The following is a 13,946-nucleotide window of genomic DNA, read 5'->3' as shown; positions in this document are numbered from 1 at the left end:
ATGCAGCAGGCACTGGTGCTCGAGAAAAAAGGCGTTCTCGCGTTAAGGGAGATCGATCTTCCGACCGAGGTTGGGCCGGGCGACGTGAAGATCGCCATCGATACGGTCGGCGTCTGCGGCAGCGACGTCCATTATTACACCCACGGCGCAATCGGTCCCTTTGTCCTGCGCGAGCCGATGGTGCTCGGCCACGAGGCGGCCGGTATCGTCGTCGAGGTCAGCAGCGAGGTGAAGACCTTGAAGGTCGGCGACCGCGTCTGCATGGAGCCGGGCGTGCCGAACCTGTCCTCCCGCGCCTCCAAGCTCGGTCTCTACAACGTCGATCCGGACGTCCGTTTCTGGGCGACGCCGCCGGTCCACGGGGTGCTGACGCCGGAAGTCATCCATCCTGCGGCCTTCACCTACAAGCTGCCGGACAACGTCTCCTTTGCCGAAGGCGCCATGGTGGAGCCATTCGCGATCGGCATGCAGGCCGCCAGCCGCGCCCGTATCCAGCCCGGCGATGTCGGTGCGGTGATCGGTGCCGGTCCGATCGGCATCATGGTGGCGTTGGCGGCACTCGCGGGCGGCTGCGCCCGCGTCTTCATCTCGGATCTGAGCCCCGACAAGCTGAAGATCGCCGGCCAGTACCCGGGCATCATCCCCGTCAACATTACCGAACGGCCGTTTGCCGAGGTCATCGCCGAAGCGACCGGCGGCTGGGGTGCGGATGTCGTGTTCGAGGCTAGCGGCAGCCCGAGGGCCTACGCAGGCATGTTGGACCTGGTACGGCCCGGCGGTGCCTTCGTGCTGGTCGGCCTGCCGGTCGAGCCGGTGCCCCTGGACGTCTCGAGCGCCATCTCCAAGGAAGTTCGCTTTGAGACCGTGTTCCGCTACGCCAACATCTTCGACCGGGCGCTGGAGCTGATCGCGTCCGGCAAGGTCGACCTGAAGCCGCTGATCACCGGCGTCTTCGATTTCAAGGATTCGATCAAGGCCTTCGAGCGGGCTGCCGCCGGACATCCGTCCGACGTCAAGCTGCAGATCCTGATGAACGGCAAGGCGTGATCAGGCAGCGCGGACGAAGCGCTTCGAAAGCGAGGCCGGCTTGTGGAGCGGCACGCGGCGGAGCATTTCGAGCGCGAACAGGCGGGCGTTCTGCCGGGCCTTGTCGAGATTGCTGATGCGGTTTTCGTCCATCGTGTAGAGCGTGCCGCCGAGATCGAAGATGTCGCGGAAGGCGGCGCGTTCGATGATCGGCGTGTCGAGCACTTCGACCTTGCGTTCGGCCAGCAGCATCTTGACAGCGAGCAGGGCGCGGGTGGTGACCATCGAGTTGACGCGAGTCAGCACCACCGAATGCGGCACGCGCAGATTGGCCTTTTCTTCGAGATAGCGCAGCAGTTCCAGCACGTTTGCACCGCCCTGGGCATCCATGGCGCAGCCCTGGATCGGGATCAGCACGTGGTCGGAAAGGCCGATCGCCTTGGCGAGCAGCGGGCTTTGGGCGCCGGGCAGGTCGAGCACGAAATAATCGGTCTTGTGGCGGTTCTCGGAAATATGCCGGTCGATCGAAGCCTGCGTCACGTAGGAAATGACGTTGAGCTTGTCATCGCGCGGGGAGAGCATGTGCCAGCGGGTGATCCAGTATTGCGGATCGGCATCCAGGATCGTGACGCGGTAGCCTTGCTCAACAAGTTCGGTTGCAAGAAGAAGCACAGCGGTGGTCTTGCCCGCTCCGCCCTTGGTGTTGGCAAAGGTAATGACTGGCATCTTGGGTCCCTGTCCGGCTACGAGCGAAATATTGCTCTCTCACCGCACCCTCATGATGCGTTGCCCCATTCTTGCCAAACATGGTTAACGAGCCGTGAAAAATCCGTTGCCAGATCTTACCGCCGACGATCGGCGGCGAGGATTTCCCGGGCGATCTGTTCGAGCGAAACGACCTTGTCGACACCGCCATGGGCGATGGCTTCCTTGGGCATGCCGAACACCACGGACGACGCTTCGTCCTGGGCAACCGTATAGGCGCCCGCCTGATGCATCTCGTTCATGCCGCGGGCGCCGTCGTCGCCCATGCCGGTCATGATCACGCCCATCGCATTGCCGCCGGCCGAGCGTGCGGCGGACCGGAACAGCACGTCGACGGACGGACGATGGCGGCTGACCAGCGGGCCGGAGCGGATCGAAACCTCGTAACGTGCGCCGCGCCGTTCGAGCAGCATATGCTTGTCGCCGGGGGCGATCAGCACGTGGCCACGCAGCACCGGATCGCCGTCGGCCGCCTCCTTGACCTCGACTTCGCAGAGGCTGTTGAGCCGCTTGGCGAAGGCGGCGGTGAATTTTTCCGGCATGTGTTGGACGATGACCATGCCCGGAGAATTGGCCGGCAGGGCTTCGAGAAGCTCGCGCAGAGCCTCGGTTCCGCCGGTCGAGGCGCCGACGCAGACGACCATTTCGGTGGTCTTCGCCATGGCTCCGGCCTTGGGGGGCGGAAGCACCGCATCGGCCGTCAGCTTGGCGGTCGTTCCGCCGTCGGAAATGCGTGACGGGCGCAGCCGGCCGACGCGGGCGCGTGCGGCTCCCTTGACCGCGGTGCGGATTCTTTCTCCGGATTCGGCAAGGTGGTCGGCCGCGCCGATCTTCGGCTTCAGGATGATATCGACGGCGCCCGCCTCGAGCGCCTGCATCAGCGTTTCCGAGCCGCTTTCGGTCAAAGATGAGCACATCACCACCGGAATGGGATGCTGGGACATCAGCTTGCGCAGAAAGGTAATGCCGTCCATCTGCGGCATTTCCACATCGAGCGTAATGACGTCGGGGATTTCCTCGCGCAGCTTTCGCGCCGCCATGAAGGGATCGCTGGCCGCGCCTATGACTTCGATATCCGGATCCGCCGACAGGACGGCTGTCAGGGTCTGGCGGACGCTGGCGGAGTCATCAATGATCAGAACGCGAATTTTGCCGCTCATGGTTCATACTCGCTTGAACACAGTATTTGCCACCTGACGGATCGGCAGGTCGAAGCCGGTCACGGTTTCCGAATGACCGATGAACAGATAGCCTCCGGGAAGCAGGGCCTGACAAAGGCGGGACAGCACATGCTGCTGCGTCGGCTTGTCGAAATAGATCAGCACGTTGCGGCAGAAGATCATGTGCATCGGGTCGCCGACGGGGTAGGCCTCGTCCATCAGGTTCAGCCGGGCGAAACCGACGCGGGAGCGCAGTTTCGGTGAAATCCGCACTTCCTGCCGCCGGCTGTCGGACGAACGCATGACGTATTTGCTCATCATGTCGGCCGGAACGGGAGCCAGGAGATCGCTCTGGTAGATGCCGCGCTGGGCCTTCTGCAGCACGTCGGTCGAAAGATCGGTGGCAAGCACGAAATAGTCGCGTTCCGGCGTCGACGAGCTCAGAAATTCCGAAAGCACCATGGCCATCGTATAGGGCTCGGCGCCCGTCGAGCAGGCCGAACTCCAGGTGCGGATACGCCGGTCGGCGTAGGTTTTCAGGATGTCCGGCAACGCCGTCTGCATCATGTAGTCGAAATGCTTCGGCTCGCGAAAGAAGTCGGTCTTGTTGGTGGTCACCGCATCGATGAGGAAGATCGATTCGGCCTCGATACCTCCGTGCTTGAAGAGGTAGTCGCAATAACTGTCGAAGGTCGGCATGGCCGTGACGCGCAGGCGCCGGCGAAGCCGTCCTTCGAGCATGGTCAGCTTGCTGTGCGGCATCTTGATGCCGCTATAGTCGTAGATGTACTTCGAAAGCAGATCGAAGTTGCGCTTGCTCAGCCGGTCGTCGAGCGGCTGGCTCCTCATTGCTGCACTCACGCGCATGCCCCCCGTACAAGAACCTATCCGGTTATGCGAATTCCATTATGCGACCTGGGACTGCGGCCCAACATCGGCGAGCGCCGACCCGGAATCCGAAAACAGCCGAGCAAGGTCGACAACGACAACGAAGCCGCTCTCCCGGCGCACCACGCCGGCGATATAGTCGGAGCGCCAGCGCACCCCGATATCCGGTGCCGTCTCGATCTGTTCCTTGCGGAACGGCACCACTTCGAAGACCCGGTCCGCGACGAGGCCGAGCACCAGGACGCGATCGGCGACCGGCACGTCGAGCACCAGGATGCGCGTATGCGGCGTCTTGACCGTCCTCGTCAGGCCGAGGCGAAGACGGAGGTCGATCACCGGCACGCCCTGTCCGCGCACATCGCGCAGGCCGAGCAGATATTCCGGGCCGTGCGGGATCTTGAACGGCTCCTCGTGGTCGAGAATCTCGCGGACCACCTCGACGGGGACCGCGAAAATCTCATCGCCGAGGCTGAAGGTTACGAACTGGGATTCGAAGGATATACCTGCCATTACGCGCTCTCCCTGAAATCGTCATCGTCAGCGTCCGGGCCGCCCATCGACAGATCGAGGGCAAAACCTTTCACGCGAGCCTGTTGTGCGTTGACTGAATGACCGGTCGAATAGGCCTTGGACGCCGGCTGGGGTCTGGATTTGGCCGGTGCGGGCTTGGCGGCCGGGACCGGCTGTTTCCGCTGCCTGGATCCGGCCCGATCGACCTTGAAGAACGCGATCGAGGCCTGCAGTTCTTCGGCCTGCGAGGCGAGTTCTTCGGACGTCGCCGACATCTCTTCGGAGGCACCGGCGTTCTGCTGGGTCACCTTGTCGAGCTGCTGGATCGCCTCGTTGATCTGGGAAGCACCGATGTCCTGCTCGCGGCAGGCGGCCGAGATTTCCGAAACCAGTTCCGCGGTCTTCTGGATGTCCGGCACCAGCTTGTTGAGCATTTCGCCGGCTTCCGTCGCCACCTGCACCGTTTGGCCGGAGAGGGCGCTGATCTCGGCAGCGGCAGCCTGGCTGCGTTCGGCAAGCTTGCGCACTTCCGAGGCGACGACCGCAAACCCCTTGCCGTGTTCGCCGGCACGGGCGGCTTCCACCGCGGCGTTCAGGGCGAGCAGGTCGGTCTGGCGGGCGATTTCCTGGACGATCGAGATCTTCTCGGCGATCGTGCGCATCGCGCCGACGGCGCGGCCGACAGCCTGGCCGGATGCTTCGGCGTCGCGCGACGACTGGCGGGCGATCTTTTCCGTCTGGGCGGCATTGTCGGCGTTCTGCTTGATGTTCGCCGCCATCTGTTCCATCGAGGCGGAGGCCTCTTCGGCCGAGGAAGCCTGTTCGGTGGCGCCCTGGCTCAGCTGTTCCGAGCTTGCGGAAAGCTCCTGGCTGCCCGAGGAGACGTTGTCGGACGCGGCGAGCGCATCGGCGACGACGCCGCGCAGGCGTTCCACCATGCTTTCGAGCGCCAGGCCGAGCGTATCCTTGTCGGAGAGCGGTTTCGGCGAGACGGTCAGGTCACCGTTGGAAATCTGGTTGGCGATAGTCGCCGTATTGCGCAGGTTCGCCGTCATCGTGTTGATCGTGTCGACCAGATCCTTGATCTCGTCGTTTGTCTTGATCTCGATATTCTGGTCGAGATCTCCGATCGACACTGCCTTGGCGACGCCCATGATCTTGGTGAGGCCTCTGCCGATGCCGAGGGCGATCCAGAACGCCGTTGCCACTGCGATAATGACGGCCACCACCGCGATCGTGATCATCAGGCTGCGCGTCGTCCAGTAGCTGGCTTCCGCTTCGTCGTTTGCCTTCTGCATCCGGTCGCGGTTGATCTGTACGGCCTCGTCCAGTTGCGCGGAAAGTTCCATGATCGCCTTGCGGCTTTCTCCGGCCGAGAGGGCGATCGCCTCCTGCATGTCGCCGCGCTTGACCGCGGCGTCGACTTTTTCGTTTGCAGCGTGATTGGTCGTCGAGAGCGCGCGCGTTTCATCCCAGAACTGCTTTTGGTCTACCGACGCCGTCGAAGCCAGCTGGTCCAGCAACGTGGTGAACTGCAGCTCCAGCTTGTCGCCGTCGACGTAGAACTTTTCGATCTCCTGCGGCGAGGTGGCGAGCAGCATGTTCTTCTGCGCGCGGATGCGATTGAGCGACAGGATGTCCATCTGCTGGACGCTATCGAGGCGCTTTGCCGCGACCTCTGTCACGTAGGTCATGGAATCGTGCGCGGCGGCGAGGCTATATATCCCATAGCCGGCCGTACCAATCAGCAGGCTGACAAGAAAGCCGAAAGCCAGTCCCAGCTTGGCCTTGATCGTAAATCGCATAGCCCTATCCCCTCGAGGCGGTGAAGTGCATCAGTCGGTGCTTCCTCCGGCGGAGGAAAGCGGTTGGAACGAGAAGACCGATACATTCACCCTTCTGCGATGGTCCGGCTGTCCGGACATTCTCCCGCTTACATACGAGAGGCGATCCCGGATTCTGTCGATCCGGGACCGTTTCAATTCCGTCAGGCGCTTTCGCGGAAGTCCGCGTCGTCGGCATCCGGTCCGCCCATCGACATGTCGAGGGCAAAACCTTTGGCGCGGGCTTGCTGGCTGAGCACCGAATGATCGGCCTTGTGAGACGGCTGTCCCGCAGGGCGGCGCATCGGGGCCGGCTTGCCGATCGGCTTGTGGGCCGCAACGGTAGCCGGAGCCCGCTTGGTCGGCTTTTTGCCGCCGGCCTGATCGACCCGGAAGAAGGCGATCGAGGCCTGCAGTTCTTCGGCCTGCGAGGCGAGTTCTTCGGACGTCGCCGACATCTCTTCGGAGGCGCCGGCATTCTGTTGGGTCACCTTGTCGAGCTGCTGGATCGCCTCGTTGATCTGGGAAGCACCGATATCCTGCTCCCGGCAGGCTGCGGAGATTTCCGACACGAGCTCCGCGGTCTTTTGAATGTCCGGCACCAGCTTGTTGAGCATCTCGCCGGCTTCCGTCGCCACCTGCACCGTATCGCCGGAAAGTGCGCTGATTTCGGCCGCTGCCGCCTGCGACCGTTCGGCGAGCTTGCGGACTTCCGAGGCGACGACCGCAAACCCCTTGCCGTGTTCGCCGGCACGGGCGGCTTCCACCGCGGCGTTCAAGGCGAGCAGGTCGGTCTGGCGGGCGATCTCCTGGACGATCGAGATTTTTTCCGCAATCGTGCGCATGGCACCGACGGCGCGGCCGACGGCCTGGCCGGATGCTTCGGCGTCGCGCGACGACTGGCGGGCGATTTTCTCCGTCTGCGCGGCGTTGTCGGCATTCTGCTTGATGTTGGCCGCCATCTGTTCCATCGAGGCGGAGGCTTCTTCGGCCGAGGACGCTTGTTCGGTGGCGCCCTGGCTCAGCTGTTCCGAGCTTGCCGAAAGCTCCTGGCTGCCCGAGGAGACGTTGTCGGATGCGGCCAGCGCATCACCGACGACGCCGCGCAGACGCTCGATCATCGTGTTGACGTAGCCAAGCAGTTCGCCGATCTCGTCCTTGCTGGTGATCGAGGCAAACCTGGTCAGGTCACCGTCGGCGACGTTCTGAACTGCCGTTACAGCATTGCGCAGACCCCTGTTGATCGAAAGCGCGATCCAGAGCGCGGCCAGCACGGCGATCAGGAAAGCGACGCTGGCGACCGAGATCATGATCAGGCGGGTCTGGGCGTAATCCAGATCAGTTTGTTTGTCGGCCTCGCTGAGGCGGCTCTCCTCGAGCTTGACAACATCCGAGAGCAGCGTGTCGATGTCGTTGGTGACAACGCGGGCCTCATTGTTGGAAATGTGCAGCGCGGAGGCTGTGTCACCGCCGAGCATGGAGTTGCGGATCCGGTCGTCCTGCTTGCGGAACTCGACCGTGAAGCCGCCAAGCTTCGCCCACAGAGCCTTGCCCTGCTCGGTTGCACGGGCTTCAACCGCCTTGAGCGTCTCGTCGAACGTGCGTCGAGCCTCATCGCCCTTGGCGATATATCCCTGCATCTCTCCAGGATTTGCAGCCAGGAGCAGGTTCTTCTGCTGACGGGTCTGCTGGAGCTGCTCGTTGTTCAGGTTCTGGGCCAGTTTCAGGCGCAGGGCCGGCCCCTGCAGCACATTCTCGAGCGTGTCGTTCATGTTGCCAAGGCTGACGATGCCATAGGCGGCGGTCGCAAGCAGCATGATGATGATGAAACCGAATGCTGAAGCCAGCTTAAGCTTGATCGAAGCGTGCATTTTTTTTCGTCCATCGAAAGGGTGATCAACCGTGGGAAGCCCCGGTCGCGGAATGGTCGTGTTGGGCAGAGAAGATCGCCTGGAGATTGGGGAGAATGATGAACTCCGCCCCCCGCTTGACGAGGCAATCGATGAAATCCGGCCGCCAGCGCATGCCCACGCTCGGCGGCGGTTCGCCGGCGGCGCGGAGCAGGGTGGTGACCTCATGCACTTTGTCTGTACGGATGCCTGCAAGAACCGGTTCGCCACCGATGTTGATCGCGATGACGATGATCCGGCTGTCGATCGTCGGCTTCGTCGCTTCCATGCCGAATGCAAGCCGGATATCGGCAAGCGGAATGACCTTGCCGCGGAAGTTGATGACGCTGCCGACAAAGGCTTTTGCGCCGGGAACCATGGTCTCGGGCAGGAGATCGAGGATTTCCTGTACGCTCACGGCTTCCAGCGCAAACATCTCGCCGGCGATGTCGAATGTCAGGACTTCCAGCTCGTCGCGGCCGCCCCAGAGGTTTTCGGAGATCTTTCTGACTGCTTCGTTCATCCGGCCGCGCGCAGATGCGCCTCCTGTTGTTGTCCTTCGGCCACGAGATGGCCGACGTCGAGGATCAGCGCCACGTCCCCGTCGCCGAGGATGGTCGCCCCCGAGAAGGTGGCGACGTCATGGTGCAGTTTCGACATTCCCTTGATGACCGTCTGGTGGTCGCCGATGATCTGGTCGACGACCAGGCCCACCCGTTCGGAACCGGTCGAGATGACGACCACCTTCTGGAAGGGATCGGGCTTGGTGCCGGTGCGGAAGAGGTCGCGAAGCCTGAGGAACGGCACGAGGCTGTCGCGCAGCGAAATGAAGCTGCGGCCGCGTGAGCGCATGTCTTCCTCGATCGGGAGCTCGAGGCATTCCTCTACCGCCGAAAGCGGAATGACATAACGGCCGTCGCCGACCCGCACGAGCAGCCCGTCGATGATCGCGAGCGTCAGCGGGATGGCGAGCGAAATCTCGGAGCCCTTGCCAACGTGGCTGGTGACGTTGATCGTGCCGCGCAGCGCGTCGATCGTTCGCTTGACCACATCCATGCCGACGCCGCGGCCGGAGAGGTTGGTGACCGTCTGGGCCGTCGAGAAGCCGGGCTGGAAGATCAGCTGATAGAGTTCCTGGTCGGTGAGGTTGGCATTGGATGCGATGAGACCGGAGGATTCCGCCTTGGCCCGCACCCGCTCCTTGTTGATGCCGCGGCCATCGTCCTTGATGGTGATGATCACTTCGCCGGCCTGCTGGCGGGCGGTGAGCAGGATGTGGCCCGCCTCCGGTTTGCCGGCGGCACGCCGTTCCTCGGGTGTCTCGAGACCGTGGTCGCAGGAGTTGCGCACGAGATGCACGAGAGGATCGGCAAGGCGTTCGATCACGCTCTTGTCGACTTCCGTCGTTTCGCCCTCGGTCAACAGCTCGATCGTCTTGCCGGTTTCACGCGCCAGATCGTGTACCAGCCGGCGGAAGCGGCCGAACAGCTGGGTGACGGGCACCATGCGCAGCACCATCATCGTATCCCGCAGCTCGCCGGAAAGGCGTTCCACGTCTTCCGAGACGGCCCGCAGCTGCAGATCGCCGCTGCCGCCTGCAAGCTGGCTGAGGCGCGACTGCGCGATCACGAGCTCGCCGACCCGGTCCATCAGCTCGTCGAGCTTTTCGGCCGGCACACGGACGTTTTCGGAGGTCTTTTTCTGCTTTGCATCGACGAGTGCCGGAGCGGTCGGCGCAGGTAGGGTGGCCGGTGCCGCTGCAACGGCCTGGGGTGCCGGGGCAAGTTGGGCTTCGGCGATAGGAGCTTCGCTCTTGGTCAGTGTCCTGGCGGCAAGCGGAGGCTCCACCGTGACGACGTCGAGCTGCATTTCGTCCATGACGAAGATGAACACGTCGTCGATCGCCGAACGCGGTTGGGTGGTCACAAGCTCGACTTGCCAGGAGACATGAAGATCGGTCGGGGCGAGAAGTTCGAGCGATGGGATGGCGGACCGGTTTGCCACGATCTCGCACTCGCCGAGCTCGCGCAGTTCGTCGAGAAGCGGCAGCGGATTGGTGCCGTTTGCCATCGCGTTCTGCGGCAGGCTGAAGCGGATCTTGAAATGGTTGCGGCCCGGCGCAGCCTTGGCGGGGCTGGCCGCGCCTGGGCTGTTGGCGCCATCGACGGCGGCGCGCAGATTGGCGAGAAGCGCTTCGCCCGTAGCCTCATGGTCGCCATTCGGCGTGTCGACCAGGGCACGCATGTGGTCCTTGGCTTCCAGGACCGCGGTGACCAGTTCCCGGGTTGCCGGAACTTCGCCCTTGCGGACGCGGTCGAAAGCCGTTTCGCAGTGATGGGTGAAGGCGGCGAGGGCATCGAAGCCGAACATGGCTCCCGATCCCTTCAACGTGTGGAGGCCGCGGAAGACCGCGTCCACCTGATCCTTGTCGCCGAGGTTTACATTCAGGTCGAGAAGTCCTGCTTCGATCAGTTCCAGAAGCTCGGCCGCTTCTGTCCTGAACACCGCGATAGGATCGGGAAAGCTCATCGGCCGAGTACCTTCCGCACGATCTTGACCAGGCTTTCCGGGTCGAACGGTTTGGTGAGCCAGCCGGTGGCACCGGCGGCCTTGGCTTCCTGCTTGATGTCGCTGTCGGATTCCGTCGTCAGGAAGATGACCGGAACGCCCATATGGGCCGGCATCTTGCGCAGTTCCCGGATCATCGTCAGGCCGTCCATGTTCGGCATGTTGAGATCGGTGACAATCAGGTCGAACTGGCTGGCCTTGAGCTTGGCAATGCCGTCCAGTCCATCGACTGCCTCGGTGATCTGATATCCGGCATTGCTGAGGGCGACGCGCGTCGTCAGCCGGATGCTGGCGGAATCGTCGACTGTTAGGATGCTGGCGCTCATTGAATACCCCCTTGATGAAGCCAGAATTTCAGGTCTTCAGCGGACATCCCTTCGAGGAAACCGCTGCGCTTCAGAACATCGAGCGTCGAGCCGCTGGCGGGACGGGCCAACGCGATGTGCTTTCCGGCTGTATCGGCATAAATGCGTGCCGCTTCCATGAGCTGGATGAAGCTGATGTCCACCTGGCAGTCATCGTCGAGTTCGATGGTTGCGGAGGCGGTCTTGTCGAGAAACTGCAGCATTTCCTGCTGGACGATGGTGATCGCGCGAACCGTCAGGTTCTGCGGCAGGCGAAGGCAATCTTCTTTAACATCGGAAGCAGGCATTTCTTACCTCAACGTAATTCCGAAAGAGCTGAAATAGCTGGCAGAATTTGGACTTGCATCGTTAATGGCGAGTTAATCGCGTATGGCGACTTTTCGCGAAACAATACTTATAGGTTGTATTTTGGCCCACCGAGGAGGCGGAAAAATTAACCACAAGTCGCAAATGAGACCGCGGATTCTGCGAGAATTAACCCCTGGGCGCTCACAGTCCCTCTCGCACGGGACAAACCGTATCGGCGACTTGCAGGTGCGGGCCGTCCCAAAACAATACAGACGAGTTCATCGTCGTTATCGTCAGCAGGCAGAGGTCCCGCGGGACCCGAAAGGTGAGGCAAAGTGGCTGTCAGGGCACCCATTTTTGACGTCGCAGACAATTCGACGGGCGTTCTGGTCTTTGTTGACCGGATGGAAACGGCACGGTCACGTATCGAGGAACGCTTTCTCGATGGCGGGGCTGCGCTTCTGTCGATCCTCGACGTGCTGAACAAGCTGATCAGCTCTCTCGACCAGTTGACCGGTTCGCTGGATGAAGGAACGGCAAACGCCACGATGGCCGAACTGAAGAGCACGGTCGAGCGCCTGTCGCACCTGACCAGGTTCGAATCCGGACGCCAGATAGGCTTCCAGGAAATCGCCTGTGCCGAGCGCAAGCTCCGGCCCCAGATCGAAGAGATGCAGGAAACGCTGCGATATCTGCGCACTTTCGCGGTAACCGCCAAGATCACCGGTGCCGGAATTGCCGATTTCGCCGGCTTCGCAGAGGAGATTCTCGCAAGGATCCAGGAGGGCTCGCGTCAGGTCAACGACCTGGCCGGCAAGCTGAGCACCCTCGGCCACGGCCTTGGACCGGTAATGGTCAAGGGGAAGGCGATCCTGGCACGCTACGATCAAACGGTGCCGCAGATCGTTGTCGGCCTCTCCAACGGCGCGGCGGAGATCGGCAAGCACCGCAAGCTGCTGGTCGAGCGCGCTGCGAGGGTTCGCACCGTTGCAAGCGGCATCCAGTCGAAGCTCGCCTCGACGCTGTCGGCCATGCAGGTCGGTGACATCACCCGCCAGCGCATCGAACATTGCCAGTCGGCCCTGCGCATCCTTTCCGACTATCTGGAGTCGCCTGCGGCCGCCAGGCTGACCGGCGACCAGCGCGAAAGCCTGTCGCTGATCATCCGCAAGCTGGTATCGTTGCAGCTCAATCAATCCGTCTCCGACTTCGATCGCGATACTGCAAAGATTGTTGCCATTGTCGCAAGCTTCCGGTCCGATCTGTCACAGATCGAGGCCCTGCGCGCGACGATGACCGACGCTGACAGCGGCGACAACGACAATGCGATCCGGCAGCTCGAGAGCGGCGTGGCCGCAGCTCGCGGTGCCGTGCGCGAAATCGAGGAGGTTGCCCACCACGCCGGTGAACTCAGCCGGTCGACCAGCGATACCGTCGGGGAACTTGTCGAGGGCATCGGCATCGTCAAGGTCGTGCGCACCGACATTCATTATATGGCGCTCAACACCAACCTGCGTTGCGGCAAGATCGGTGAGGAAGGCAGGGCGATCAATGTCGTGACCGCCGAACTGCGCAACTTCGCCGCGGTGCTCGACGAGACGGCCGAAAAGATCCTGATCGAACTCCAGACACTCGAAATCGCTGCCAACAAGCTGACCAGCGTCCACGGCGAAGAGAGCGAGCAAAGCCTCGACCAGCGTTTGGAAAACGCGCTTGAAAACATTCGCTCGGTCGGCGACCGGATGGATGCCCAGATGTTGGCGCTTGGCGATCAGAGCAGGACGGCGGTCGGCGAGATGGATATCTCGCTCGCCCGGCTGAACTTCAACGCCGAACTCGGTGAGGTGCTGCGCTCCTGCGCCAATGAGATGGAGCTCGATGAGGACGTCTTCGAAGCGCCGGGTCTCGAAGAGGCGCTTGCCGATGTCGGCGGCCGCATTGCCCGCCTTTATACAATGGTGAGCGAACGCGAACTGCATGCCGCACTGCTCGGCACCCAGCCGCCGGTGGAAGCCGCTGCCGTCACGACCACCATGTCCGACGACGATATCGACGACGCCCTGTTCTGAGAGGCCGGCACCTGCGGGAGCCGGTTTGGGGGCTGCATCCGGCAGCTCCTCCTGTTAAGATAAAGCGAAGGCCGCGCCTTGACCTTTGGGCGCGCCTGGGTCATGTGACCGCCTTTGCTGACGCAGCGCTTGGAATACGGGACGAACCCCGCAAGTGCTCTAGAAGAGAAATAAAATGACCAAGGCATCATCCTCGGCGCCGTCCCAGCGCATGCTTCGCGTTGGCGAACAGGTCCGCGCCGCCATAACCCAGGTCCTCCAGCGCGGCGAAGTGCGCGACGACCTGATCGAGAAGACCGTGATCTCCGTGTCCGAAGTGCGCATGTCGACGGACCTGAAAGTCGCCACGGCCTATGTGACACCGCTCGGCGTGCCGGATCACGCGGCAGTCATCGAGGCGCTGAATCGCAACGCGAAATACATTCGCGGCCGTATCGGCGGTCAACTCCGGCAGATGAAATACATGCCGGAAGTCCGCTTCCGCGACGATACCAGCTTCGATAACTACAAGAAGATCGATGAGCTGCTGCGCTCGCCGGAGGTCCAGCGGGATCTCGATGGCGGCAGCGAAGACAAAGAATAGTCAAGAGAACGC

At 62.4% G+C, this 13,946-nt stretch carries 13 protein-coding genes; 3 read left to right on the top strand and 10 right to left on the bottom strand.

From position 1 onward, the window contains the following. Complete coding sequence (locus C5J22_RS23190) at window positions 1-1,047, top strand: NAD(P)-dependent alcohol dehydrogenase (protein ID WP_105440175.1); 1,047 nt, start codon at window positions 1-3, stop codon at window positions 1,045-1,047. Here the strand turns inward: C5J22_RS23190 and C5J22_RS23185 are convergent, their stop codons facing one another. The 10 genes from C5J22_RS23185 to C5J22_RS23140 form a co-directional block, all read right to left on the bottom strand. Further along, window positions 1,048-1,752: a ParA family protein gene (locus C5J22_RS23185; RefSeq protein WP_046669009.1), complete on the bottom strand. Its 705-nt coding sequence runs from the start codon at window positions 1,750-1,752 to the stop codon at window positions 1,048-1,050. A 116-nt stretch (window positions 1,753-1,868) separates the two neighbouring features. Then, the gene (locus C5J22_RS23180) at window positions 1,869-2,951 is read right to left on the bottom strand and encodes a chemotaxis response regulator protein-glutamate methylesterase (protein ID WP_105440174.1); all 1,083 of its coding nucleotides are present in this window, start codon (window positions 2,949-2,951) and stop codon (window positions 1,869-1,871) included. Between the two features lie 3 nt (window positions 2,952-2,954). Continuing rightward, window positions 2,955-3,818 (bottom strand): protein-glutamate O-methyltransferase CheR, encoded by an 864-nt coding sequence (locus C5J22_RS23175; RefSeq protein ID WP_105440173.1) that lies wholly within the window; start codon window positions 3,816-3,818, stop codon window positions 2,955-2,957. Between the two features lie 39 nt (window positions 3,819-3,857). Next, a complete protein-coding gene (locus C5J22_RS23170) occupies window positions 3,858-4,349 on the bottom strand; it encodes a chemotaxis protein CheW (protein ID WP_105440172.1) in 492 nt (163 codons plus the stop codon). Next, entirely contained in the window at window positions 4,349-6,154 is a 1,806-nt protein-coding gene (locus C5J22_RS23165; RefSeq protein WP_105440171.1) for a methyl-accepting chemotaxis protein, read from the bottom strand. The genes C5J22_RS23170 and C5J22_RS23165 overlap by 1 nt, the downstream gene beginning before the upstream one ends. Window positions 6,155-6,336: 182 nt before the next feature. Beyond that, on the bottom strand, window positions 6,337-8,043 hold the full coding sequence (locus tag C5J22_RS23160; protein ID WP_105440170.1) for a methyl-accepting chemotaxis protein: 1,707 nt from the start codon (window positions 8,041-8,043) through the stop codon (window positions 6,337-6,339). 25 nt (window positions 8,044-8,068) lie between these two features. Next, window positions 8,069-8,584, bottom strand: coding sequence for a chemotaxis protein CheW (locus tag C5J22_RS23155; protein WP_037080182.1), 516 nt, complete (start codon window positions 8,582-8,584; stop codon window positions 8,069-8,071). Next, window positions 8,581-10,590, bottom strand: a complete 2,010-nt coding sequence (locus C5J22_RS23150; protein ID WP_105440169.1) for a chemotaxis protein CheA — start codon at window positions 10,588-10,590, stop codon at window positions 8,581-8,583. Before C5J22_RS23150 ends, C5J22_RS23155 begins: the two co-directional genes overlap by 4 nt. Further along, complete coding sequence (locus C5J22_RS23145; protein ID WP_105440168.1) at window positions 10,587-10,955, bottom strand: response regulator; 369 nt, start codon at window positions 10,953-10,955, stop codon at window positions 10,587-10,589. The genes C5J22_RS23150 and C5J22_RS23145 overlap by 4 nt, the downstream gene beginning before the upstream one ends. After that, window positions 10,952-11,281 (bottom strand): hypothetical protein, encoded by a 330-nt coding sequence (locus C5J22_RS23140; protein WP_105440167.1) that lies wholly within the window; start codon window positions 11,279-11,281, stop codon window positions 10,952-10,954. The genes C5J22_RS23145 and C5J22_RS23140 overlap by 4 nt, the downstream gene beginning before the upstream one ends. Window positions 11,282-11,617: 336 nt before the next feature. Here C5J22_RS23140 and C5J22_RS23135 point away from each other — a divergent pair, with 336 nt between their 5' ends. After that, on the top strand, window positions 11,618-13,351 hold the full coding sequence (locus C5J22_RS23135; RefSeq protein ID WP_105440166.1) for a hypothetical protein: 1,734 nt from the start codon (window positions 11,618-11,620) through the stop codon (window positions 13,349-13,351). 175 nt (window positions 13,352-13,526) lie between these two features. After that, window positions 13,527-13,934 (top strand): 30S ribosome-binding factor RbfA, encoded by a 408-nt coding sequence (rbfA, locus tag C5J22_RS23130; RefSeq protein ID WP_046611492.1) that lies wholly within the window; start codon window positions 13,527-13,529, stop codon window positions 13,932-13,934. Window positions 13,935-13,946: the final 12 nt, after the last annotated feature.

Source organism: Neorhizobium sp. T25_13, from assembly GCF_002968675.1.
Classification (GTDB): domain Bacteria; phylum Pseudomonadota; class Alphaproteobacteria; order Rhizobiales; family Rhizobiaceae; genus Neorhizobium; species Neorhizobium tomejilense.
Note: the sequence above shows the minus strand (reverse complement) of the source record. Positions and strands in the feature narration are given on the sequence as shown.